Source organism: Gallibacterium genomosp. 1, from assembly GCF_001678575.1.
GTDB lineage: Bacteria > Pseudomonadota > Gammaproteobacteria > Enterobacterales > Pasteurellaceae > Gallibacterium.
Map to the genome: position 1 here is coordinate 1 of NZ_JTJP01000014.1, position 25,238 is coordinate 25,238.

Here is a 25,238-nt window from a genome sequence, read left to right on the forward strand (position 1 = left end):
GCGGTGAGAGAGGGATTAGAAAAACAATCTAATTCATTGATTTTATAATTATTTTATATACATACTTTTATACGTATAACCAAACGTATAACTAAAATCTTCTCTGCATACAACACTCCTTACGGCACGATCTAATAAAAATTACTGCCAAATCCCCCCCCCTCATCACTGCAGTGCATTTTTTCATCACATTTTCCCCTTAAAAATTGCCGCTAAATCATTAGGCGAAAAACGCCACGCCTCTTTTAACCCTAGTAATTCTGCTGCAAATTCTGAACAGAAGTATCGATCTGATCGGTCTTTTGTTTTGAATACTACACCTAATGCCCCTATAAAATCGTATTTTTTTCCTTTAACTCTTCTGAAGAAATTTCCGACCTCCATCTCTGTAATATTTACGGGGATTAAATCCCATTTGTTACTTTCTAAATCAATGATCTTGCAACGAACTCCTTTATCCCTGATAGATGAGCTATAACAACAATAAGAGATAGAAGTCTCAGAACGTTGCACAGCAATTTCACAATGTGAATATTTCCATCTAGTGAGTTTTCTGGTGAGATAATCTCCAATTCTAGCCTTTAAAACGGCTAGACCTTTACCTTCACGATTGCCTTTGTACAAGGCTAAATAAACCTTATTCGCCATCTTTCGCCTCCGTATAAATCTCACCCCTCTCATTAAACACAAGATCGGATTACTTAATTTAGCTGAAGAATTAGGTAATATTTCTCAAGCCTGTAAAGTGATGGGATTGAGCCGAGATACGTTCTATCGTTATCAACAAGCCGTTGAACAAGCTGTCGTGAAATTTGCTCTTGATAATCCAGCGTTTGGACAAGTCAGAGTAAGCAATGAACTTCGCAAACAAGGCATCTTTGTGTCAGCTGGTGGTGTACGTTCTATTTGGTTACGCCATCATCTAGCCAATTTGAAGCAGAGATTAATTGCCCTTGAAAAATTGGTTGCATAGCAAGGCATTATTCTCAGTGAAGCCCAAGTACAAGCGCTAGAGCGTAAAAAAGAGGAAGAGATGGCGTGTGGAGAAATTGATACTGCACATCCCGGTTATTTGGGGTCACAAGATACATTCTACGTTGGGCATATCAATACAGTAAATTAAAGGTTTTATTTTACTGCAGTAGGATTATAGTAGTTAGTCCAAGACCAACCAGATGATGTTGGATTAGTATTTGAAGACTTGTATGCTTTTATTGTCACCTCTTCAGCACGTTGAGCAGCTCGCTGTCTAGCTAATACTTGAGCTTTTTGTCTTGCCGCATTTTCTTGTTCAGTTTTTATTTTTTCTTGCTCGATCCTTTTATTTTCATTATCTTGCCATTGCTTATAGCCAGCAGATTTTATTCCTGATGTAGCTTCCATTACAGCTTTCATCCCTGCTGGTGCTCTGTTATAAACATCTTGATAGGCGGCACCATCTCGATAAATTTCAACTTCTTTTTGAGCTTGTGGTAACTGTTCCATAGCCCAAGCTTTCTGTTCGTCTGATGATTCGTTGCTATTAATAATCCTATTAAGATTATCGACAACTTTTAATTTAGCATCCATACCATTAGTAACATCCTCATCCTTTTTATCTTGGGAATTATTGGTTAATTGATGTTGATATTTAATTTTAGCTATATCATATCGAGATTGTACTGCCATCTTAGATATCTCGTTTTGATATCGCTTATCTTCTAACTCAAAATCATGTTGTCTATTTAATGCAGCTTCTTTAGACCGCCAATCCATTTCTTTTTGAGCAGCTTCCTCTTTCCAGCCGTTCTCTACATTCTTAACAATGCCTGTTCCTAACCCTGCCGCCATTGCAGCCAAAATCCCACCGTAACCCATAATTACTCCTATTGCATCATTTGTTGTTGATTGTTAGCTTGTTGCCCTGCTCCCATTTGTTGTTGAGCAGCTTGTGTAACTTGTTGCAACATTTGGACGTATTGATTCTCTTCTTCTTTAGAGATTAAACCTTGCGACATATCACCAAATTGCTCCATCGCTTTTAACAATACATCCATTAACACATCATCCAGCTGCTCTTCAGGTACACCTAATTTTGCTAATAGCTGCATTGCAAGATCTTTCGCTACTTGCATTAGCACTTGTGGCGGTATCGTTTTACCATTTTGTTGAGCAGCTTGTAAGTTACTCACCATCGCTGTGGCAATTAAATCAGCACAGCCATTAATCGGTCCTTTCTGTTTAATGCGTTCTTCTGCAGTTTGTGCTATTGCATTGATCGAGTTTTCCATCAACATTTGATACATCTGCGCCATACTACCTTGCTGTTCTTGCTGTGGCATAGCTTGTTCTGTTGCTTGTTGTGGTTGTTGGTTAGCTTGTGCTTGTTGTGTCATTGAATCTAAGATACCCATAATTTTTCCTTAAGTTGTTGGTTTGAATGTGATGCTATCCCAAAGATGGTTTAATGCTGGCAAAGTTGCATTAAATTGCTGCCATTTATCCGCTGGTTGTGTGTTTGTATTAAGACGTGCAGTCATTTGATTGAGAATGCCGTAATTGCCTTGGTTTGAGCCGTCAATTTTTCGTCTTTCTGCTTCAGCCTCTCTCGCTTCTTTCATTGCCTGCTGTCGATTTTGTTCAGCTTGTGCGACTGTACCGATATCTCCATATTTATCTAAAACAGCTTCTCTGCCTAGATAATGATTTGCTGCATTATTGATCGTTGTGCCAATTGGCAAACCACCAGTAACAACATCTAATGCTCCACCTAATACGTTACCAATAACCCCAGTACCAGCATCTTTTGCCACTTTCATTGCTTGATTATATCCAGCATCATAAACGGCTTGAGCTGCCTGACTAGTCACTTTCGGATTATAGGTATCCGCAAACCTATCTAAACTTGATAATGTTTTTTGTGCCGCTGCTGCACCAAGCGCTCCTGCAGTTGGCGAAAACTTTGATAACGCATTAAATGCCATTTCACCAGCAACTGGCGACATTAAATCTGTTGCCACACCAATCCCAAAACGCCTGTCAGCACTTTTCACTGCATCATTAACACCGGAGCCAAAAAGTTTATTAAATTCTCCTCTCGTAAAATCCTTGTTATACGGCGATAAGGCATAATCCATTGAAAAATGCAATTCATCTTTAATGTCATTGATATTTTTGCTCAATAATCCACTTTCATCTTCCTCTCCGCCAGCTAAAGAAGACCCTTTACCTCCTGTCAAAGATTTAACAGTATCTCGCAAATCTCTTGCAGCATTTGATACATTACTTCTTGATTTTGAAAGCGATTTTCCACTTTCAAAATCATTGTAGCTATCATTATTTCGTCCTGAGCCATAACTGTTGTTAGATTTAGAACGACTTATTCCAGATCTAATTCCATTATAGCCGCCATCGCTATCATGATGTCGCCCATCTCCAAAACCATCTCCTCCTGAGGCTCCCGAATTATGGCTAATTCCATTTGCTCCACTATTTTTACCACTTCCACTATGAGCATTGGCTCCAAATCCTCCATAACCACCATCGTTATATCCCATTAGATGATCCTCCGTTCATCAGCTCGCTTCTTCATTTCAGTTAAAATTCCACCACCTGCTAATGATGGGCTTTCACCAACTGTTAAGCTGTTATACGTAGTATCTACATCTGGCACAGCAGAATATTCCGATTTTAACTGTCGTTGTAACTCCATTTGTTCGCGCAATGCTTTCATCTGGTCTTTTGCTTGTTCTTTTTGAGCGAAATATCCGCCTACTCCAATAAGCGTATTACCAATAAGATTAGCTGTGTTTTTGTTATTTTCCAGCCAACTTGATGCTCCACCTAAAGCGCCAGTAACGCTGTTCCAAACATCTGAAAATGAAAATGCCATAATTTACTCCTTACTTAATATTAATGGTTGGTACCCCGAGATTAGGAAATGATGACCATCTCTGTTTCGTTGTCGGTATTGCTTGAAAAAATGAACTCATAAACCGCAACTCAGAATCACGACTCGCTTTTAATTGCGTAATCGCTTTTTGTTTATCAGCTTCTTTCATATTCGTATTTTGTAAAATACCTGCAATTTGAGCATCAAAGTTATTAGTAATCTGTTGTGCAAAGTCGATAGATTTACCAATGGTGTTTGCAGACACTTGCGCATTAAGTTGATTCATTTCATTTTGATGTTGTAAATTAGCTAGCCTACTTTGATTACTGTAATTTAAATCTGATTGCAGCTTTGTTAGGTTAGTTTGTTGACTGCGATCTAATGCAGCTTGACTTGCAGCAAATTGGTTTTGTGCTTGATTTAATCTACTTTGATTACTGTAATTTAAATCTGCTTGTAATTGCGTCATTCCTCGTTGATGTTCTCGATCTAATCCTGCTTGTTGTGCAACAAATTGATTTTGTGTATCAATCTGTGCAATTGGTGTTGCTGCATCAATCATTGCTCGTTGACTTGCTTCAGCACCTACTGTTGAATTTTGTAGCCCTCTTGCTGCGGCATAACGTTGTCCTTTTTGTGCAGCACTTTGCATTAATAATGAATTGCTCGCTAAATTATTCGCCACATTTGTAGTCATAGAGGTAGAGGGTGGCTGTTCATTCTTTTTCTGAACCGCTTCAGTCATAGATTGTAAGATAGGCATAATTACTCCTTAAAATCACTCGGATATTGTCTTCGTAATACTTCGCTTTGATAAGCTTCTTTGCAGTGTTGTTTATCAAAAAACAAAGCGTTAATTAGTGTATAAAAAAAGACCCACCGCTTTTTTGGTGAGTCTTTCAACATCGCATTTCTGTAACAACGGCTGGAAAAGGTTTCATCTGCACCACCGCCGGTCAAGGCGTTGCAAAGTTGGTCAATCGCTATTAAAACGTGATAAGCCCAACGTTTACTCTTCTGTTTCAGTTGTCTTAATTTGTGCATTTTGATGCTCCTCAAAGGTTTCTGCCCAACCTATCGACCAGTCATATTCGAGCGGTTTTTCTGCCTGCTCCAGTAAAATTTTGTGCATATAGGCGTTTTCAAACATCGATTCTTTCAGCTTCGCCGCTGCATTCCACACCGCTTTGAATTTGTCAAAATCTAACGGTTGAGCGGTGTTGTCAGCACAAATCAGGGTGAAAATACGTGGCTCGCCGTTTTCTTCCGTTTTGCCGTTTAAATCGAAATCCGCTTTGATTTCTACCAACGTGGCCCGCCCTTTTTCATCCGTATCGACCCATTTGCCAATCTCCGGCACATACACACCGCCGTTTACACACGCATCGCGTTTGGTGTTGATTTGTGTGCGGATTTGGTTTCGTTGTTCGGTAAGCAACCCCACCTCACTTTCGCCAGAAATCACCCATTCTGTGCCGTTCCAGATATGGTATTGGCTTGGCGCATTTGGAATTAAAATCGGATTGCCGTCATCATCGGCGGCGCGTGCGCCGTTGCCGTTGATAATGCGCTGAAAAGTGGCTTCATCCACCTGTTTCATTTGCGAAAAATCGACATCCGGATAGTAGCTTTCTGCCCCCTCTGCAGGATAAAAATTACAAGTTATTTGGTCGAAATAGTACACTGTTGTCCCCTGTTTCTCTTACTGTAATGAAAATTGAATTTGATGCCGTAAAAAATCAACAAAAACGGCGCGGCAAACAAAAAGCCCCAACCAAACAAGCCACCACAATTCGCCTTTCACCGATTGTGCTGGAAAAATTCCGCGCCACCGCCATTGGCGGTCTTAATGCTACACTCCAATAGCAAAATAACGAATAGCAGTTTGATGCCTGCCCCAAACATGCGTATTGTTGTAGAACAAATCAACATCAGAGTTAGCATTACCTTGACACGTTTGCGAACAAACCGCTGAAAAAATTGTTCTAAAAGCAATAGGAAACTGTTGTTTTCCCGAACCTTTGCCACTACCCCACTGTAACAATATCCCATTTGATAAACGGCACCAGCCATTCCCCGTTAGATTTTGCGACGGTTGTAATTGAGTGACTTTGTTATTCAGTGCATTTAACGACGTCCCAGCAGAGGTCACCACATCCCCCGCCGATCTAAAATCACCACCGTGTTTAAATTCCCATCTCCAATTACTGCCATTACCTTCTATCAGATGCACAATACCTGCACCAAATCCATCAGGGCCACCTCCACCTTTAGTTACATAACCAAATGACAACGCTGTACCGTATTGATTTGTTGAACGTACGCGACCTTTAATAAAAGGAAAATAAACATCTCTTGCATTTGAGCCTGAAGCATCAACAAAAAACGGTGCATCATTATTCCTATATTGATCTACATAAGAACCCGACCCAGCATTGGCAGTTACAATACTTCTTGTTTCCAAAAAACGCTCTTGCAAAGTTGCGCGCCATTTGCCATTTCGTGATCCGCCCAAATGCAAATTACCATTGTTGTTAAATGCTATTGCTGTTTGCTCATTACCGATTAAGCCATCACCATTGATCTTTATTACATTTCGCCAATCCCAAGTTCCCACACGATAAGTTTCGTTCGCTCTAGCAAAATAGAGTGTGCCGGTCATCGTATCGCCTGTTTTGGCGACGCGGTTGTTAGCATTGTTGTCGGCATCTACAGCTTTGTCATAAGCAGTATTCACCGCAAAAGGAGTAGCAAAATCGGTTTTGGACCTGTTATTTTCCTCAGAGATAAATTGTGGTTTATTAGTAATATCACTCCAATTATTTCGTCCAAATGCAGCTTGTTTTGCTTGTTGCATATAACTTTCCGCTTCGCTGGCTTTTTGCGTTGCAGTAGAAGCACTGTCATTAGCAGATTGCTCTGCTTGTATTGCTCTTTGTTTTGACTGGTTTGCAACTATTTCACTGGTTTTAGCTTTCATCGCATAATGGTAGGCAGAATATTTATCCGCTAACACTAATTCATTTTCAGGATGAGATGCCCATTTTTTTGCCATATTTTCCGCATCTACCGCAGAACGTTCCTTATTCGTTACATTGCGTTCTGCAACCAAAACAGTTTGTGTGTTATTGGCAACATTTTGAGTATTTTGAGCAACAGTTTGTGTATTTTGTTGCACGGCATTTTTCATTTGTTCAACAGCAACACAGTTTTCTTGGATATTATTTACTCCGCTTAAATACATACCATAAGGCACTGGATGGTTATTCTCTGTGGGGGTTGGGATAATGGGTGCGACCGCAAAACCTTTTCCATCATCTCGCATCGCTGGAATACGTTCAAATGACGCTTGTATTGCGTCAAATTCATCTGATACCGCTTTACCGTCTGCTTTGGTATAAGGTGTAAATTCGTGGGTACGTTTATACCATTTCTTATCTTGCACATCAGACACGATATAATCTCCTTGTAATGTAATTAATAATAAGCCCTGTTAGCTCAAAGTTAGGGGTATAGGGTTGATTACCAGAAAATGAAATCGCAATATTCCTACTATAACCCGTTAATGGGAAAGTTGGTGTTGAGTAATCTTCCGCCGACCATAAGAAGTTATTCCAAAAAGAGTCATTCCAGCGTCCGCCACCGCCGTAAATTGCAAGATCTTTATTCAGTTGTGTGGAATGGTAATTTGCGTTGTAATCAAGATCGTAACGATACTTTAACTGATAAGCTCCCTCCGTTGTCGCTTGTAATTCAGCTGAATGCCAACTTTTTACGGTTGTTGGACTGCCACAATGGTTAAACGCCATCTTAATTAGCCACTCTATCGGTTCACCTGCAAACGAATAGCATTGATCACTTTGTCGATAAACCTTACCGTCATCAAAGGCTAAGTAAGTATGATTATTTGACTGCCAAACGCCTTTTAATGGATTTGGATAATTAAAATAAGTGCTTTTTGTGCTGCCGTCTGGTAATAACATGACGCATAAATGTGATCCAAGACTTGAGTAAAATCGGATTTGATTTTTATTCGCTTGTTTTGAGGAATAACTAATTTTATTGTTTAGCAAGGTAAAACCTAATTTGCGGCTTGCATCAAGTTCATTTAATTTAAAATCGCCAAATTGTTCAGTCTGGTCTATTCTTGTAATACCATTTGCACTAATTGCGATAGGAACAAAAACCGATTGCAGTGTTCTTGCAAGTACCCCTACTTTAGAAATCTCTTTTAATACCCAATCATCACTTGTTGTTCCGTATAACGCCACTATTTTATGTTCACACCCAATTAATAACACACCTCCTACGGTAGAAGAAATGGCTGTGATTTCATCCCCTAAACCAAATTGTTCTGAACCAAGTAACGTTGACCATTTTGTTGGATAACCGACTAATGAATGCCCCATTTGTCCACCTTTAAAAGAAACAAATAGATGGTTTTTGTGAACGGTAATATGTTGAGGATATTGGGTATTAATAGTAATAGGGATAATTGATCCATCTTGACGGATCTCTATAACTTCATTGCCATTGCACGCATACGCATATTGAGTATCTACACCACCATAAAAATTATGATAGATAACTTCAAAATAGTTGCCTTTTGTTAACTGAACTTCATAGCAAGCTGTAATCGTGGCTACATTTACACTGTTGATATTGATTTGTTTATTTGCCTGAAATGGCTTATGAGAAATAAGTGTAGCTGTTTTATTATCGATAGCAACATTAACAGATAATGCTTTTGTACTCACACCCTCTACTGTAAAAGCAACATTATCAACTATCCATTCCGCATTAGCCGTTATTTGCAAAACAATCTTATAGGTTTTAGGTGCGGCTCTCCATCCTTGTTCTTCATCACTAACAAACACGCCACACTGTTCAGCTTGATCACGAAAAACAATTAATTTGTTATTTAATTCAACAACGCCTCTTATTTCATTTTCACCTGTTACAGGGCTTGTTAAATCAACCCCAAGCTGAAACGCTTTCGCCATATATTCACGGTGTTTATTAATATCGCCAATTGAAGAAGTGACATAAGAGACCGTGATAGATTGTTGATTAATCTTGAATGTTTGATTAACAAATAACGTTATACTCGGAAAGGTGACAAAGGTAATGAGATTATCTTCAACGTCAATGACTTGTGCAGGCTTTCCTTGTAGTAAAAAATCCACCCCAATAAGATCTGGCGATAACATTTCTTTAGTTACAACAGAGTAATAGACCATGTCAGATGGAGTTACTTTACCATCTAAGCACTCATACCCCTCAATACGTGCAAATCCACCAGAAAATAACGGTTGTACATTTAATGCAATAATTGCTTCACTACTTGCTTTTGCGATCGGCGGTGTTGCTAAATCCATTCCCCCTGACATCGCAATAAATTGTGAAGAAAAATTGGGTAATTTAGCCATTTTGCTGTCCTATTTTTGCAGTAGGCAAGTAATCACGACAAAGTAGGCTTAGGTATTTATCCCATTCTGCTTGTGCTTTTAATACAAGCTCTTGTGCATTTTGTGATAGTGCTTTATTGGCTAGTGCGTAATAAACAATGCCTAAATGCAGATATTCGGGAATAAACGGGGTATCAATAGAGGATTGAAGCAATTGCAAGTTATCCTTGCTATAAGGAGATGCGTAGAAATTATCAGACCATTGCCGAATAATTTGAATATCAGACCAGGCCTCTCTAATTGCATCTACATACTCTAAATTACGCCCACTTTGATTCGTTACACCAGCTGGACCGTCTCCTGTATCGCTTATCTCACGACGTAAACGCTGCGCAAGTTGTAAAAAATTCATTACACTTGCCCTAAAAATTGAATGGAGTAATTCGCAACAATTTTTTCAGTTACTGAACCGTCTTTCTCTTGTTGGTAAATCGTTGTTTTAGAATCTCTCAATAAGATATAAACAGGCTCAGGCACAACCACTTCTGTATCACGTTTAATTTGATATGAATACCCATTGATCCAAACAAGTACATCATCTTGCCCGTCAAACTTTTCAGACGATTGAATTTTGATGCGTACTTTTGGATAGGTATTTAAATCACTGCTATCATTTGATACTGGCACTTGTGTTGTCACCGTTGCATTTTTCACGCTAGCTGGCATCAATTCATAAGGGCGGACGTAACCGTTTAAGTCTTCAAACTCAAGAATTGCCTCAATTAAGGTTTCTTTTGTTTCGCCACTCTTCGCTTCAATACCACAATAATCTTTTAAATGAGCGATTAGATCTTCTTTCTTTGCTTTATCAAGGTTAATAAAAGGATATGACATCGTTTTCTCCAATAAAAAGGCCCTCAAGAAGAGGGCTTTAGGTTAAGGTGCAGGATTAAAGCGCAGATGCCGCACATTCAATGCGAGTCATCCACGCCTGATTGAGGATTAACGCAGCGTGCCACGTTTTCCAACCAACCGATCCGGTTTGTCCTAGTTCATCACCTTTTTCAGGCTTGCCTGGATTGCGCACTAAGATATCCGCAGACTCTTTCCCTTTTAATGGGCAAGTACCGAATGCATCTTGACCAAAAATCACGACTTTATACACATCAGAATTCGAACCACCTGTTGATAAAGTTGTCCCTTTCGCACCGCCTGCATTTATTGTTGGTGCTAATAATGCACTGGTTACAAAGCGGACATTTTCGATCGTACCAAATTCATTTGGTGAAACAACAGAACGTGTACCGTACTGCGCTACTGGGATAAAACCAGGTAAATTACGAATATCTGGTTCCAAATCAGTATGACAAACCGCAATAAAAGCCGCTTCAATTGGTTTTGTTTCCATCTTGATAGAAGAATCCAAGATTGAAGTGACTTTCTTTGCTCGATTATTCATGAGCGTGCGAACTGCTTTTCGCAATGCGGCAAGGGATAACGGTGTGTTAACTTGGTTGGTTGCTGCTCCATTGGCAAACACAACAGAAGTACCACCATTAATCACACCCCACGTCAATAACTCTGTTGTTTCTGCAGCTTGTTCCCCCGATAACTGGGTAATGTCTTTTAACACGGCATCTTCGTGCGTATCTTGAATCACATCGGTGATTTCTGTCCACGCCCCATATTGCTTTAAGGTGGTTTCCACATCTTCATACACCATTTTCTGTGCATCAGGACGCACACCTTCTGTTAATGGGGTAAGTGCAGGTGAAAATGGTTTCGCGCGACGAAACTTAATTTTCTGACCTTTGTTTTGCGGAATGCCTTTTGACTGCCCGAATTTATTTAACACAATAATAGGCTCAGCGTGTTTCAATAATTGAGCTACCGCATAAACTTGTGTGCGTGGTGAAATATCGCCATATTTAGTAGTACCTGTCGCCATACTAACTCTCCTTTAAAATCTATCTATTTCGTTTCATATCATCAGCAATACGATTAAATAGTGCATCTTCGTCTAATTCATCTACACCGCCTTTCGGACTATTACGCCCGTTAGGCAAGCTCATTGCCGATAATTGTTGTGTTTTTTTACTTCGTTGCTCTTGTTTAACAGATGTCAGCTTTTTATATTCACTCAACAGATAAATCGCATCATTCGGATCGTCGGAATAAAACAAGGCTTGTACGCCTCTGGGCTGTGCTTGTACCCATTGGTGAAAACCTTGATCGCCAAGTATCTGTTCAGCATCAGGAATGGCTTCAGAAACGAGGGCAATACTGCCGTCTAATTCCTGTTGAGCTAAATCCTGTACATTCGCTTCTGCCATCTGTGACAACGGTTTAGAAATCGCTGCTAAACGTTGGTTTTGTCCAGCAACAATGCGGGACAATACTTCCGCCATTTCTGGATAATCTTCTTGCAACCGTGCAATATCTTCATCAAGATTGCCTTGTGTAGTATTAAGTTGCTCCAGTGCAGCTTTTGCTTGTTGATATTTTTTGGATAACGCTCCAACACGACCTCGTTGGCTTTTTGCCATATGTTCAAAGCGTTTTCTTTCAGCTTCCAGCTGTTTTACATTTTCTCTGACTTCTTCTGAGGCATCTTTAAGCCAATCCGGTAAATCCTCTGGTGTCTTTTCCTGAGAGAGATTTTCTTGCTGATCAGGCAAGTTCTCTTGACTGTTATTTGCGTCAGATGTGTCAGTTTTCACATTCCCACTTTCCGACATTTCATTAGCGGCTTGTTCAAAAGCGGCGTTTTCGTCAAAGGCTTGTGGTTCTGTATTTTCCATTGTGTTTTCTCCATAGCGGCTTGCAGCGGCTAATTAAGGTTTATTTACTAGCGACTTGATGTGGCTAGCGAAACTCCAATAAAAAAGCCACCGTAAAAGGTGGCTCTCTCAATCTTTATCTTCTAAATCTAAATAATCAATTAATTCGGTTAATTCTGCAATTCGTCCTCTGAGTACATCATAATCTTGTGTACTCAATCCGACTCTTGCTAAATTTTGATAATAATCATTAAGTCGTTTTTGCAGTTCACGCTTTAATAATAATCTATCGGCATTACTTTGTAATTTCATTAAAATTCCTCAAATAAAAAAGCCAAAACGTAAGTAATTACATTTTGGCTAGTATGGAAAATTGTACTGCATTTTTTGCAGTTGTCAATATTATTAATAATCCTCCTTCTGGATTCTTTCAGCTACCATCTTAATAAGATTATTACGTTTTTCTAATAGACGATCTATTCTTGCGCGTTTTTGCTCTGCACTCATTACTCTATCCTGATAAATTAAATCTAATTCCCCTTTGATACCTTTAATTTCTTTTTGGGTTTTATTAAGCAATGGCGCATTACGCAATAAATCTTGATTCTCTGCTCTTAAACGCTCTGCTTCCTGCTTCATACCTCGTTTTTTCTCATAATTATTAATAGTAGCAACAATCTCTGTAACCTTATTAAGGTACTCATAATAATCATTCATATAACTGGTATATCTGCGGGGAACATTAATATTCCCTCCCCATAATGCGCTAAATACAGGATATTCGTTCATATTCTTATCTGGTTGTACACCATAATCACCTGTTCGTCTAAGCAGATAATCACTCATTCCAAGCACATACATTCCCAGCGTACCAAAGTACCCTCTGGCAAGATGATCAAGCTGTTTAGGGCTAATACCAAAACTACCTGTAATTTGACCAAGCTCTCTGGCCGTCAATGAGGTATTGTAGTCGTAACGAGCAGACGCAATAAACCTCTTATCTGAAAGACTTTCGATTTCTCGTCCAGTGAACATATCTTTATTCATATAAAGTTCAAAAATAGGTTTCATCACTTGGGGTATAGGATTTAAAGATAGCGTATTGATAATTGCCGCAGATATTCTATCGTTTAATTTACTTGTACTATCTTCCCCTAAAGTGGTTCTTAATAGACGTTCTGGTATGGTGCCAAAAACGACACCGAGCTCGAAAGGTTTTGGTATGCGTAGATGTTGATCGCCTAAGAAAATATGCCAATAATTGTCTTTTTCTTCATCAGGCAATTCCTCATAACGATTATTCCCCATATTCGCCAATGCTAATCCAACAGAAGTCAAAGCTATCATCGCCCCACGTTTGGCGAAGGTTTTCGGATTATCTTTAAATGAACGACCTAATTGCGATAACCCTTGTAACCGAGCATTAAAGAATGGCAATACATCAGCGGCATAGCGAATAATTCTTGCATTTCCTTTCATCGAAAAATCCATTAAATCTTTCGCTTCTAAAGCGGCTTGTGCTTTAGACTTTCCGTTACGTAATGCAGCTTCATACACAGCGATACGGTTAGCATTTTCTACGGCAGAATTAAGATGTTGATATTTATCTAAAAGGTTAGTGAATTGATCTTTAGACCAAACGACCGTTTTCATATAGCCGTCAATGTCTGACTTGCTGTAACCTTTTTTACGCAAGTGTTTACGGATATTTTCCGCTGCTTGTTTTGGATCGCCTGCATCAAGATAACCGTGTCCAAAAGAAGCACCTGAGAACATTAAATCAACTGATACACCGCCTTTACTATATGCCTCTTTCAAACCTTTTAATGAGTCAATCCCTAATCGCATATGGTTTCTATCTGTTGTAGCCGCTTGTACTAAGTCACGCAAGAAATTACGTACAATAAAGTCAGGCATAGAGGTTACAGTCGCCGTTAATATACGTTTTGCTCCTGCAAAAATTTTACGCCCAGGATAATCGAGAGGCTTTTGATCCACCGAAGTAATCGCATTAAATAATGCTTTATCGTGAATATCAATTAGATAATCTTGTCCTTTAATTTTTACAACTGCTAATCCACCATCATTACCAACTTTTCCTTGCTTATTCCGCATTAATTTTCGATTATCAATCACGGTAATAACATCAGTATCAGCTAAGTTCACGACCGCTTTTGTTAAAGCATCATTCTTCACTGAGGCATCTATCAATTTTGTTGCGTTAGTAATAATGTTACTTAATAAGTCTGCTGTCGCTTTGTCGCTACCTTTTAATCGTTTAATGCCTGCATTTTGATTAGCTAATCCTTTATTCTTAAAAGGCGCTAACACATCTCCATCTTCTGTTTCACGATAAAACGGGATGTACCAATCTGGATCTTCCCATTTAGCACGATCTTCTTTAGTGAATAAACCTGCCTGTTCCGCTAAATCAAGTAGCGATTTGTTCCACGCCATTAATTTTTTACGTGCCTGTTCAAATTTTTGTTCTTTTCCTTTGTTGAGTGATTTTAAAGCGGTAATTTCTTCAACTGTTAAATTATGTTCTCGCCCCTCTGCCATTAATTTTTCAGCACGATTACCAGCAACCCACGCTAAAAAATCATTCATATCATTGCCAAGAGATTCCATAATACCTAATAACGCATCATTTTTAGTCGTCCCTGCTTTGCGTTGAATAATACCGTCTTTCCATTCTGGCAAGCCGTGTAACATACTTGCCTCCGCAATCGATCCTGAGCCTGCAGCTAAACGTGCTGCTGTGTAGCCAGATTTAGTATGATCTGTCACACCAGCCTTATCTTCCCAATATTTAATTGGAGCAAGCGAATCAAAAATAGCCGTATTAGCCGTTCTGCCCCATTCACTTGCTAACGTTTTCCATTCAGCAAAACTTCTAGATTTAGCTTGTTTGAAATTATCAATACTTTGTTCAATAGTACTTTTCTTACTGCCTAAGCCAATCTTATCAAATGCATTTTCTAATGGAGCGGTCGCTGTTGAAAATTTAACTTCGGGAACATATTGCTTTAAGTCATCTTCTGTTTTAATATTTAAAGCAGAAAGGTTATCAACACTAGTGAGCGATGATGGCAATTGAAGCCCGACTGTCCTAGCAAATTGATAACCTTTTGGGGATTGATTTTTTAATACATATGCGGGCAATTGGAGCCCAAAGGTATTAACAAAATCAGTCCCTTTTTTATTGTTCCAATAAAGCAAAGATTTATCTAACATTTTTTGTAATGAAGACAAACTCTCTTTCCCGTATGCACTCGCAATATTAATTAGCTCTACACCGTTTTTATCTTGTTTAAAATGCAATGCTGCAATAACAGGATTATTCTTTCCATTCCTATATTCATTAAGCTCTGTCAAAACAACATAACCATTTTCTATTGTTTGTGATTTCATTACTGCAACAGGATTATTGATTTCTCTTGGCAGTTGCTTAAACATCTCTGCTGTAATTCTATGTTTTCCAGCAATCACTTTTTTAAACGTTGAACCGTGAATAGTAACTTTAACATCAGGCAATCCTAACATCTTCAATACTGTTGGTGTTTTGCCCACATTCACATAACCAGAAACTTCCTTGCCTTGTACTGCCCTATCCACCGCTTTAGCAAAATCACTATCTACACTTTCATTCAAACTAAAACGCTTACCGCCATTAGGTGGTGTAGGTTTCCCGTTAATTCCCTCTTTAATGCCACCAAGTAATCTCACTAAATCGTGATCGGTCATTTCATTAAATGGTCGATTGAATAAACGATTCATTAATTGGCGTACTTTATCAGCAATAATCTTGAACCACGCTTTGAAATTCTTTTCGTGCAATGTGTTGATTTTCACTCCATAACGTTGACGCAACTCGTCAAAATTCCCTGTTTCGTGTGCAGCTAATAGCTCAACTAAGGCTTCTTCTGTGGCGATATTTTTATTGGTTGCCGCTGGGTCGGCGTAATTACCTTGTTCATCAGTAAACCGTTGTCTATCCTCCATTATGGCTTGGGTCATTGCATTAACAACGCTATGCTTACGTGCTTTTTCCATAATGCCCTGATACTCTGCACGGTATCTGACATTAACACCCAAATGCCCTAATTCGTGCCATGTTACCCATGCTAAGCGTTCCTCTTTGCTCATGCTGGTTGTTGCATGGATATTATCGGCAACAATAGTAACTTTATTTGTTCTTGGATTAAACCAACCTTCAACGCCATCACGGATAAATCGACGCACATTTTCTGGCGCAGTTTGCCCTGTAACAATATCAACATTGGATAATTGGTCTGGTTTTAAAATGTTGGAAAGGAGGGTTTGTAGATGTGTTTTATCATATGATTTTATAGCATTGCTATTAGATTTTGAGTAGCGAACATCATTTTTTCTCGCATTAAACCGTTTTGAAAGTGGTATAATTTCTCCGTTATCATCATAAGTTATTAATTCATCAAGTTTGATTTTTTTCTTATTATTAACAACCTCAGATAATCCATTATCATAGCCTTGTTCTAATAATGAATCTGCGTTAGTAAACACATCTTTCGCTTTTACTTTCTTGCTAACAATTTCATAATCACCTTGTAAAGGTCCTGCTCCGTGTTCTATTGCATAATCACGAACGATTGTTACCCAATCTCCATTAGTAATAGTACCTCCTGTGCCTTTTGGGTATGCTCGATAAATAGTAACTTCAGCTTCTGGATTGCCTTTTACACGGCGTAAAATTTGCCACGCTTCTTTGTCCATATCAACATAGCCAGAACCGTAATAGTGATACCCCTGCGAAGAATATAAATCATCTGGATAAAGCGCAGATAAGTCATCAATACTTTTAGAAATATCATCATAGCGATTTGGTGCTTCGTGCGACATTCGATAATCAGGTTTACCAAATCCTTTATTCCTTGCAACTTCATCAACAAGCTCTCTTAATTGAGGCTCAACCGATTTATCGCCTTGTTCATAACGTTTTGCTAATTCAAGATAAGTGTCGTCATTATTATTTTTTGAATAACGAATATCATCATTATTGATTTCATCATTATTATTGATTATAGTTTCATCAAATCCAGCTCCCATAGCTTGACGCTGACGTGTAGGCAAGTTATGCGTAGGCAAATCAGGATCGTTACTTCCTCTTTGTTCATCTGGATTTAACTCAAAAGCATTCATCAACCAACTATTTGATCCTGCTCGTTTAATTAATGTCGCTCTATTTCCATTGTGTTCTACAAAAACACTTTTTACATTTCCACTTTCATAGATCTTGCTTGTTTGTCCTTTAGCTAAAGTATCAATTACCCTATCTGTAAGCATATAAGCTGCATCTTGATAACTCATATTATCTTTTCTCATTCTTGATTCGATAATATGAGCAATGCCCATAGCTCCTTTTGTTTTTCCAGAAGGTAATAATCGACCGACATCTCCCCATTCAAAATCAATCCAACCGTCTAATTGATGATTATACATTGCACGATGAACGCTATTTTTCTCGACTATTGCTTTGTTCATTGCCTCTCGACCACGTTTGATGTTGGCTTCAACTGACTTCATTGGTGAACGGCTAAATTTGTTGGCATTATCGTTATCAAATTGCTCTATGGATAAATCTTGTACATTCTTCGCTTGTACTAATGTACCCTCTCTATCAAACATCACCTCGCCAAACATATTAGTTTGAGATGTATTTCCTTGTTTTTGCGCAGCTTGATAATAATTATTTAAAATGTCTGCAATACGCTTTGAACTTCGAGCATTTTCATTAAATATTTGTAAGATTTCTTTTGCTTCTGGCGTGATGTCGCTAACAAAGTCTTGCTGTTTTAAATATTCATCAATATTTAAATCTTGTTGCTTAAGCTGGTTATATTTTTCAACAGCAGCCACAATATCACTCGATAGATCTACCTCATTATTTAATCTTCCGCTCTCTACATCTTGTTTAGCTTGTGCTACCGTTGGCGCCACTCTAGTAAGAGCGGTAATAATATTCCTTGCACCTGGATCTGTACTCTCTACTGCTCTTGATAAAGTTTCTGTATCGCCATACGCACGATACAAAATCGCATTTCTAACCCGTTGAACGCCTGTCTGACTTAAATTGCCTGTGCTATCTAATAGCTCATTACGCAAGTTTTCTGGTTGGTTTTGAATAAATTGACGAATAAAATTCCGGTTATTTGGATTATTTAAATTTCCATTGTCACCAATATAAAAGTTATCCATACTCGGCAGACGTTGTGCATCCACTTTAGCTTGTTCAAGGTTACTCATACGCATTCCGCCTTGTTCATTTGAACGAATTGCGGCTTGAGCAATATCCACTGGAACATTTAAACGTCTTACTAAAACAGGATTGGCGACTTGAGAAATTTGTTCAGGCGATAAACCAAATTTATCAGCATTATCTAATAAATATTGTCTGTAATTATTAGCTAACCCCTGTTGATATGCTTGCCGTAATGCCATTGTTCGACCATTTCCAGCAATAATCGTTGATCCGTCTTGAGCTAATAAAGGCGCTCCAATATCCATAGTGGGACTAGCAGATAGTTTTCTTGGATCAAGGTTTCTAGCAATCTCATTAATTTGTGACAAGCTTGCTACACGATTCCTGTCTCTGAATTGATTATCCGCTTTATTCTGTGCTGGCATTAAATTAGTCGCATCGACAACCGCATAAGAGATTGGTTGATAATTTCCATTCCCAATATCTACTTCATCCACTCCACCCAATTGATTTTCTGTAATGGCGGAAGTTTGTATTGGGGTATGATTTTGCGTAAATGTATTAACCGCATCTTGAGTTTGTGACTGAGATAAATCAGGTTGGTTTGTTGATTGATTTAAGTCAGCCATTATATTAGCTGCTCTCGCTTCACGTTGCGCCATTGTGTAATGGGCGTTAAAACGGCTTTGTGAGATTAAATCATCGAGATCGTTTGCCTGTTGATTGATCATATCAATATAACTGCGTAATGACTGATCTACAGTTTCATTCCCCGTTGACTTAAATTCTAACAACTGCTTTTTAGCATTATTTAATACACGTCTATTACTATAAACATCTAATGCGCCTGTTGGTGCACCAAAAGCAGCTCCCAAAATCGCACCTTGAATCGCATTGCTTGCCATTCCCTCTGTAATCTCTCGATTCGGGTCGTAATATTCTTTTGCTGCAGTATTAACCGCCATTTGGTCGGTAACACCTTGAATGGCTTCTGTTCCGCCTTCAATTAGTGCCCCTTTAAGTAATCCGCCTTTTACTGTTTTAGCGGCTTTACCTAAACCCATAAAACCACCACCAAGACCACTAATCGCATTAGTCGCCAAATCACTCAAGACTGAAGCTGGATTAAAAGCAGCATTTCGTGAAGCCTTGGCAACAAAATTGTTTTTTGCTACTTCAAACCGCTCATCATCATTCATTAATTGTCCTTCTTCTGATTGATAAAGATCGGTGTAATCCTGCATGAATTGGTTATTGTTCACTAAATCATCATCGGATAAATTCAGCATTTCATCCCTAACTTGATTCGCCCGTGAACCCGCCATCATGGCAGATTGAACTGCTGTAAAACCCGCCACTCTTGCTAATTTTTGACTTGCGCCTCGTTTTACCGCCTCATTAAAAGCAATTTGCCCCACTTTCTCTGCAAGTTCTTTCTTGAGGACATATTTCGCCCCTTGTTTAGCGGCTGTTTTTGCACCTGCATAAGCAGCAGAACCAGTCCCCAGTGTCGCGGCCGTAACAATCACGGTATCTAATTCACTTCCCAACACTGAGCCTAGATTTCCAGCCCACCAACGAATATTGGTTAACGCAGATGGATCCTCCGTTACATCTTGATTTAATGCCGTTCTCATCTCATCCGACATTTCATTCATTTGACTGTCAGCATATTTAGCAGAGGCATCAGCTACTTTATTAAACCAACTTTCTACGCTACTCCAGCCAAGTTTATTTGCACCAATCGCCACTAAACGGCTTAAATCGCTCGCCCCTCTTCCAACGCCCATTTGAAAGGCATCAGCTGTATCGGCTAATACGCCTTGTTGTTCTTTTGGCTGTGCGGAATAACGACTGATTTCTTCTGAGTTCATATAAGATAATGGTGATTCTTCAGCATCTTTCTTCCCATAAGCACGTTGGGTCATTTCTTTGTAGCGTTCGTTAGTTAAATAAAACATAGTATTCCCTCGAAAATTGGCATAAAAAAACCGCCGTTATGGCGGTTGCTGGTGGTAAATTGATGTTACTGTTCTAATCCATAGTTGCCTGTTGGATTCGTCAGCGGTTGATTCTTTAAGGCAACTTCTGTTTTAAATTTCTGCATTTCCATTGCTTGTTTGCCTGTATTGAGCTGTAAATCGGTTGTAAGTTTTGCTTGTCCTAGTTCTCTGTCAACTTGTAGTTTTTGTTGTGAATGTTGTTGGTTGGCTTGGATTTCCATCAGCTTGATCTCAAGCTCTTTCTCTTTGATCGCCACTTTCATTTGCTCAATTTTTAGCTCTGATTCTAATTTCAGTTGAGCTATTTGTAATTCGTGTTGTTGTTTTTGCTGTGCAAGTTGCATTTCCATTTGAGCTTTCATAATCGCTGGATCTTGCGGCTGCTGTGCTTGTGCTTGCTGCATTTGTTGGAGTTTTTGCTCATATTCTTCACGTGGAATAAGCATATTTTTAGCCCCCATAGACATTGACTGCATTAAGGTTTTTAAGCCATCATACCAGTCAAATGCTTGACTCAATTCAGGATGCTGTCCAAAGCGGTCTAACAGGTCAATAATCTGTGCCGTTTGCGTCTCTTTCACCAACAAAGCAGATGTCCCTCGCGCAATAATTTGCATATCGCCCTTTATCGTTGGATCATCACTAAACTGCATATTGTACTCGTAAAAGCGTCTAATCAGTGGCTTGGTTACTGAATCGTCCCACTCTTTAACTTGCCGTCTTCGTACGGCATTAGCCGCATTCATCAACATTGACATTCCGCCTAGTGTTGGCGTAACTTGACCTTGCTCGCCTTGTGCTATCATCGGCAATCCGCTTTCCTCGTCCATAAAGGCTTTCGACATTTGGATAATGTTAGAAAATTCGGCTTGACGTGACTGAAATGGAAATACGCCAAATGCACGTTGCGCTTCTACACTCGCCGCTACGCTTGCATTTCCTGCTGTCGTCCAAAGTTTTTTCGGCTTAATTTCCCATTCCCCGTCGGCAGGCTCAAGTACGGATTTATTAATGACAATTTGATCGCCCACCGTTAGCACGCTGTTATCAATCATGCCTCGCCAAGCAGTATTTAAGATTTCTTGTGCGTCTCGACAAAGATAAGGAATACCAAACCCAAACAAACAGGCAGCATCAGGTTCGCAAGTATAAACAGAATAAGGAAATTCCCCTAAATCAAGTGGATTAACGTTAACACTGATAATCTTGCCGTTACCCGACATTACAATCACACCATTAATCTCATCTTGTTGTTGCTGCTCTTCGCTTAACTCAATTTTATCCCCCTCTTCTAATTGTTGGTTCGCTTCTTCAATAATTGAGGTGGGGATATTGCCGTGATACGTCCATAACTCATAGCGTTTGTCATTGACGATTTTTTCTAAGCCAGAAAGCTCCCGCAATGTGTCATTGTAAGAATCTAAATCACTGCTTGAATTGTGTGTTTCGCTTGCATCCACTTCAAGTAAGGCGGTAATACTCTCTTTTAAGTAATAGGGGTGTTTTAATAACTTTTGTAATTCTTTTTTTGTGAGCGCATTACGTTCAAACACAAACAAGCAGTCATTAAGGGTTGGCGCAGACATATCAGGGACAAAATCCCACGTTAAAACCACTTTTGCTGTTGGCGCTAAATAACTTTCTGTTTGCGCTTGCCACTCTCCGCTTGGTGCTTGCTGGTAGTAGCGCTTCTCTTTTAGTTCTACAATCGGCGCACGTAAAATACCTGTCCCTAGCACGGCAGCATAATGCAAACATAAACGTGCTTCTGCAGCATAATCACATTCAAGTAACTGGTCATCAATTAACTTTTCCATTGCTTCTGCTGCGTCTTTCGACTGCTGCATTAATTGTCTGGCCATCATTACATCTGGCGTTTCTGTTTGCTGTTTGGCGAGCGTCGCAATTTCAGGGATTGGAGTGGGTTGAATGCCATAGTTTTTATCATCAGACGGAAACAGCATATCCGTCATTTGCGCCGTCCACGCATCGGTTTTACTTCTAGTGTAGCCAACAAATACTTTTGAACCATTGCTACTTGTTCCGCTTTCATACTGATTGCGGTATTGATACATATCCTTTACCCAACGCTCCGCTATCGGTTTTCGCTGTTTCATTTGTTCGTATAATAAGCTTTGTAATTCGCTGCCAAAGCCCTCTAGCGTTTTCACTTCTGCTGTTGCCATATTAATATCCTGTTTTGCTGCTTAACGGTGATTGTGGTTTGATGTTGATAATTTGTTCTCTAATTTTGTCCGGCATGGTGTTCAAACATAAATACTGATTAGCGTCGTGTGGATGTGAATAACGGTTTTTATCTGGATTTTCAGTATATTTTTCATCGCCAGCAACATTAAGTTTTTTATACGCATAGCCTGTTTCATAGCCTTTGATCAAAGTTTTGCAGTGCGGACTGATTAACATAGCTGGCTGCCCTTTATTGACTAATCTTGATAACCACCACCGCACCGCCTCTAATCTTGCTATCGTTGAATTGCTGCTTGCTGGCATCGCATTTAAGCCGTTTTCATACAAAATTTGAAAGCACGTTTTTTCATCTGTTTGCGCGCGTTGTACACCTGCAGGGTCGCCAATGACTTGAATATCACAGTCTTGATATTTTGCCTTGATAAGTGGGATTAATTGTTCTTGAATAAAGCGCTCAATCCCCATTCCAGTTGCCACGACTTCGTCAGTGATTCTTAGCTGCCCAAATGATGTAATCTGTCCAATAATCGCTGCAGGCGTTAAACCAAAATCTAAACCGATATAAGTCGCCCATCCCTTAACAGGCAATAGCTTATCTTTGGCAACATGGAGAGATTTATTAAAATGATCGACAAAAACAGGTTTCCCCTGTTGAACGGTTGCAAATTCGTTACACACTCTTGATTTAATCCAGTTTAATGTTTGACCTTGTACGTTATCAAACCAATAACCATACTCTTTTTTGTGATTTTCTACGTTTTCCGCTAACGGATTAGCCACAAACCGATGCCCTAAATAATCGGTATATTGCCCTTCCTCTAGCATCTCTTTTAACTCGTCTGTAAGGGCATTATCTGGTGTATTAGTAATATCAACCAACGCGCCAGGCTGTACAAAGAAATCCCAGCCCTTAGGCTTTAATGGCTCCCCTGTTTCTTCATCTACACCTTGCTCAAATTGATACCACCAATGGTCATCATCAGGCGAGTTAGTGTCCATAATCATTCCGTTCCAGGTCGCGCCATTAAATCCCTCCTCCTTTTTCTTTTCAGGATAACGCCCTGTACGAGTAACTGCTTCAGTGACTAAATAAACAGGCAAAAACTGCGCTTCATTGATCCACACGCCTGTTAATTCCAATGACATTAGCTTTTTCACATCTTTAGGCTTATCCATTGAAAGAAAAAGAAATTCCGCCTCTACTCTGGTTTTACCATCTGGATGCGGAATGTTTAATTTGCCAGTAATGGGGCTGTCATATTTAATCGGGCAAACTTCGGGAGGTATCCACGCCTGAAAAGTTTTAATTACTGTTCCCTTCAATTCTGGGTAAGTATTACGCACGCACGCCCAACGTGTTTTACGCACGCCTTGTGCGTTCGGTTCTTGGTTCAAACAAATTCGCCACATCTCTTTTACGCACCCCACCGATTTACCACTACCAATCGGACCTCGAATGGCTTTTACTAATGCGTTAGACCGATGGACTTTTTTAAATGTCGGTGATGCTCGATAGATAATTCGCATAATTAAAAGTCATCCAAAAACTGCACAGTATTTCTGCCGTTATTCTTAATGTTGAGTTCTTGCGCCAATTTATCTGCTTTTAGCAACGTTTCCTTAGTTTGGGCTTTGCGAAACTCAATCGTTTCTAAAGTAAGTTGGATTGATGAATTGGTATTATTTAAACTCTCAATTCTCGCTACCGCTCTATCCAATGCTTGCTCTGCTGACTTAATTAATTTAAGTATCTTTTCTTGCTCTTCGCCTGACGCACATTGTGTTAGCTCGAGTTGAAATCTTTCTACACTTTCAATCGCTGCCACCGCACGCTGACGCATTAAATCAATCTCATCTTTTAAGCTAAAATCAACAACCTGATCGAAAATGGATTTATCTTTAAAATAACGGGCATAACCGCTGTGTTTAACGGCTAAATTGTTACCTGAAACAAATAACCCCTTTTCATCTTTCGCAGTTTGGAGGAACGGTTTCGCAGTTTCGCAATTTGTTTCGCAGTTCGTTTCGCAATTTTCCTCATAAGCTACTGATTTATCTTGAATTTCTATTTCGCAGTTTTGATTATCTATTTCGCAGTTTGTATCATTAAAAACGGTATCAGGCTTTTTAATATAGCGTTTTGCTGTGGCATACTTAATTCCCTTTTTCTCACACCACGCCTGAATTGATACACCCGTTTTCGCATAGGCTTTTATATACTCAACTTGCAGTGCTTTCCAATTCACTCTCGCCATAATTACTTCTGCATTTTCTCCACTTGCCACTCACGAATGCGATCAATGCGATTCAAACAAATATCACGTTCACGCTTTAAAATAACGGCATACTGTGCGACATCACCGTAAGTACGACCATTAAACTCAGTACGATCTAAATAACTAATTAGTACAGCAGGAATTTTGGGTTGAACAATTGTTACTGGCTTACTTGCGCAAGAAATCAATAATAGACTTAGGAGCAACACTGTTATACGCATCACTGGCTTTGTCATCTGCTGATATGTTTTTGATAACATCATCTGATTTGCTCCTTACCTCTGATTCTTGCTTACTTAATTCGAGTGTCAGCTTTTGATTATTGACCGCCTCTGCGTGTAATCGGATAATCGTTGCACTTTGTGTCGCTATTGTGTCAGACTGTTTATCAATTTCGCTTTTTAAATTTTTTATCAGTTGATATTGATACGCGACACTAATAAGTAACAAT

General features: G+C 39.3%; 21 protein-coding genes and 1 pseudogene. 2 read left to right on the forward strand and 20 right to left on the reverse strand.

Annotated features, from left to right (window positions below):
• Positions 1-186: 186 nt before the first annotated feature.
• A complete protein-coding gene (locus QV04_RS03930; RefSeq protein ID WP_065233163.1) occupies positions 187-648 on the reverse strand; it encodes an enoyl-CoA hydratase in 462 nt (153 codons plus the stop codon).
• Positions 649-661: 13 nt separating this feature from the next.
• On the opposite strand from QV04_RS03930, the pseudogene QV04_RS03935 reads away from it, so the two are divergent.
• A pseudogene (locus QV04_RS03935) lies at positions 662-1,117 on the forward strand (helix-turn-helix domain-containing protein); the annotation flags it as partial.
• Positions 1,118-1,128: 11 nt separating this feature from the next.
• On the opposite strand, the gene QV04_RS03940 reads toward QV04_RS03935, so the two are convergent.
• From QV04_RS03940 to QV04_RS03970, 7 genes are read right to left on the reverse strand one after another with little or no spacing between them, the layout of a single operon-like run.
• Positions 1,129-1,857, reverse strand: coding sequence for a hypothetical protein (locus QV04_RS03940; protein WP_065233164.1), 729 nt, complete (start codon positions 1,855-1,857; stop codon positions 1,129-1,131).
• 8 nt (positions 1,858-1,865) lie between these two features.
• Positions 1,866-2,393 (reverse strand): hypothetical protein, encoded by a 528-nt coding sequence (locus tag QV04_RS03945; RefSeq protein WP_065233165.1) that lies wholly within the window; start codon positions 2,391-2,393, stop codon positions 1,866-1,868.
• Between the two features lie 9 nt (positions 2,394-2,402).
• Positions 2,403-3,536: a hypothetical protein gene (locus tag QV04_RS03950; protein ID WP_065233166.1), complete on the reverse strand. Its 1,134-nt coding sequence runs from the start codon at positions 3,534-3,536 to the stop codon at positions 2,403-2,405.
• Entirely contained in the window at positions 3,536-3,871 is a 336-nt protein-coding gene (locus QV04_RS03955) for a hypothetical protein (RefSeq protein ID WP_065233167.1), read from the reverse strand. Before QV04_RS03955 ends, QV04_RS03950 begins: the two co-directional genes overlap by 1 nt.
• A 10-nt stretch (positions 3,872-3,881) precedes the next feature.
• The gene (locus QV04_RS03960; RefSeq protein WP_065233168.1) at positions 3,882-4,634 is read right to left on the reverse strand and encodes a hypothetical protein; all 753 of its coding nucleotides are present in this window, start codon (positions 4,632-4,634) and stop codon (positions 3,882-3,884) included.
• Between the two features lie 2 nt (positions 4,635-4,636).
• Positions 4,637-4,915: a hypothetical protein gene (locus QV04_RS03965; protein WP_065233169.1), complete on the reverse strand. Its 279-nt coding sequence runs from the start codon at positions 4,913-4,915 to the stop codon at positions 4,637-4,639.
• The gene (locus QV04_RS03970; RefSeq protein WP_065233170.1) at positions 4,881-5,555 is read right to left on the reverse strand and encodes a DUF4376 domain-containing protein; all 675 of its coding nucleotides are present in this window, start codon (positions 5,553-5,555) and stop codon (positions 4,881-4,883) included. Before QV04_RS03970 ends, QV04_RS03965 begins: the two co-directional genes overlap by 35 nt.
• A gap of 2 nt (positions 5,556-5,557) precedes the next feature.
• On the opposite strand from QV04_RS03970, the gene QV04_RS03975 reads away from it, so the two are divergent.
• On the forward strand, positions 5,558-5,737 hold the full coding sequence (locus QV04_RS03975; RefSeq protein WP_231924852.1) for a BrnA antitoxin family protein: 180 nt from the start codon (positions 5,558-5,560) through the stop codon (positions 5,735-5,737).
• Here QV04_RS03975 and QV04_RS03980 read toward each other — a convergent pair.
• The 12 genes from QV04_RS03980 to lysC all read right to left on the reverse strand — a co-directional run bounded on the left by QV04_RS03980 (position 5,724) and on the right by lysC (position 25,050).
• A complete protein-coding gene (locus tag QV04_RS03980; RefSeq protein ID WP_065233172.1) occupies positions 5,724-7,325 on the reverse strand; it encodes a hypothetical protein in 1,602 nt (533 codons plus the stop codon). The two genes, QV04_RS03975 and QV04_RS03980, sit on opposite strands and share 14 nt — an antisense overlap.
• Positions 7,318-9,300: a hypothetical protein gene (locus QV04_RS03985; RefSeq protein ID WP_065233173.1), complete on the reverse strand. Its 1,983-nt coding sequence runs from the start codon at positions 9,298-9,300 to the stop codon at positions 7,318-7,320. Before QV04_RS03985 ends, QV04_RS03980 begins: the two co-directional genes overlap by 8 nt.
• A complete protein-coding gene (locus QV04_RS03990; protein WP_065233174.1) occupies positions 9,293-9,691 on the reverse strand; it encodes a hypothetical protein in 399 nt (132 codons plus the stop codon). The genes QV04_RS03985 and QV04_RS03990 overlap by 8 nt, the downstream gene beginning before the upstream one ends.
• Complete coding sequence (locus tag QV04_RS03995) at positions 9,691-10,173, reverse strand: hypothetical protein (RefSeq protein WP_065233175.1); 483 nt, start codon at positions 10,171-10,173, stop codon at positions 9,691-9,693. Before QV04_RS03995 ends, QV04_RS03990 begins: the two co-directional genes overlap by 1 nt.
• Before the next feature lie 55 nt (positions 10,174-10,228).
• Complete coding sequence (locus tag QV04_RS04000) at positions 10,229-11,227, reverse strand: N4-gp56 family major capsid protein (protein WP_065233176.1); 999 nt, start codon at positions 11,225-11,227, stop codon at positions 10,229-10,231.
• 19 nt (positions 11,228-11,246) lie between these two features.
• Entirely contained in the window at positions 11,247-12,080 is an 834-nt protein-coding gene (locus QV04_RS04005; protein ID WP_065233177.1) for a hypothetical protein, read from the reverse strand.
• Between the two features lie 108 nt (positions 12,081-12,188).
• A complete protein-coding gene (locus QV04_RS04010; RefSeq protein ID WP_065233178.1) occupies positions 12,189-12,371 on the reverse strand; it encodes a hypothetical protein in 183 nt (60 codons plus the stop codon).
• Between the two features lie 93 nt (positions 12,372-12,464).
• Positions 12,465-20,261 (reverse strand): LPD38 domain-containing protein, encoded by a 7,797-nt coding sequence (locus tag QV04_RS04015; RefSeq protein WP_065233179.1) that lies wholly within the window; start codon positions 20,259-20,261, stop codon positions 12,465-12,467.
• 65 nt (positions 20,262-20,326) lie between these two features.
• Positions 20,327-22,489, reverse strand: a complete 2,163-nt coding sequence (locus QV04_RS04020) for a portal protein (RefSeq protein ID WP_065233180.1) — start codon at positions 22,487-22,489, stop codon at positions 20,327-20,329.
• 1 nt (position 22,490) lies between these two features.
• A complete protein-coding gene (locus QV04_RS04025; protein ID WP_065233181.1) occupies positions 22,491-24,038 on the reverse strand; it encodes a TerL in 1,548 nt (515 codons plus the stop codon).
• A 2-nt stretch (positions 24,039-24,040) separates the two neighbouring features.
• Entirely contained in the window at positions 24,041-24,796 is a 756-nt protein-coding gene (locus tag QV04_RS04030) for a terminase (RefSeq protein WP_231924853.1), read from the reverse strand.
• The gene (gene lysC, locus QV04_RS11750; protein WP_231924854.1) at positions 24,769-25,050 is read right to left on the reverse strand and encodes a hypothetical protein; all 282 of its coding nucleotides are present in this window, start codon (positions 25,048-25,050) and stop codon (positions 24,769-24,771) included. Before lysC ends, QV04_RS04030 begins: the two co-directional genes overlap by 28 nt.
• Positions 25,051-25,238 lie beyond the last annotated feature (188 nt).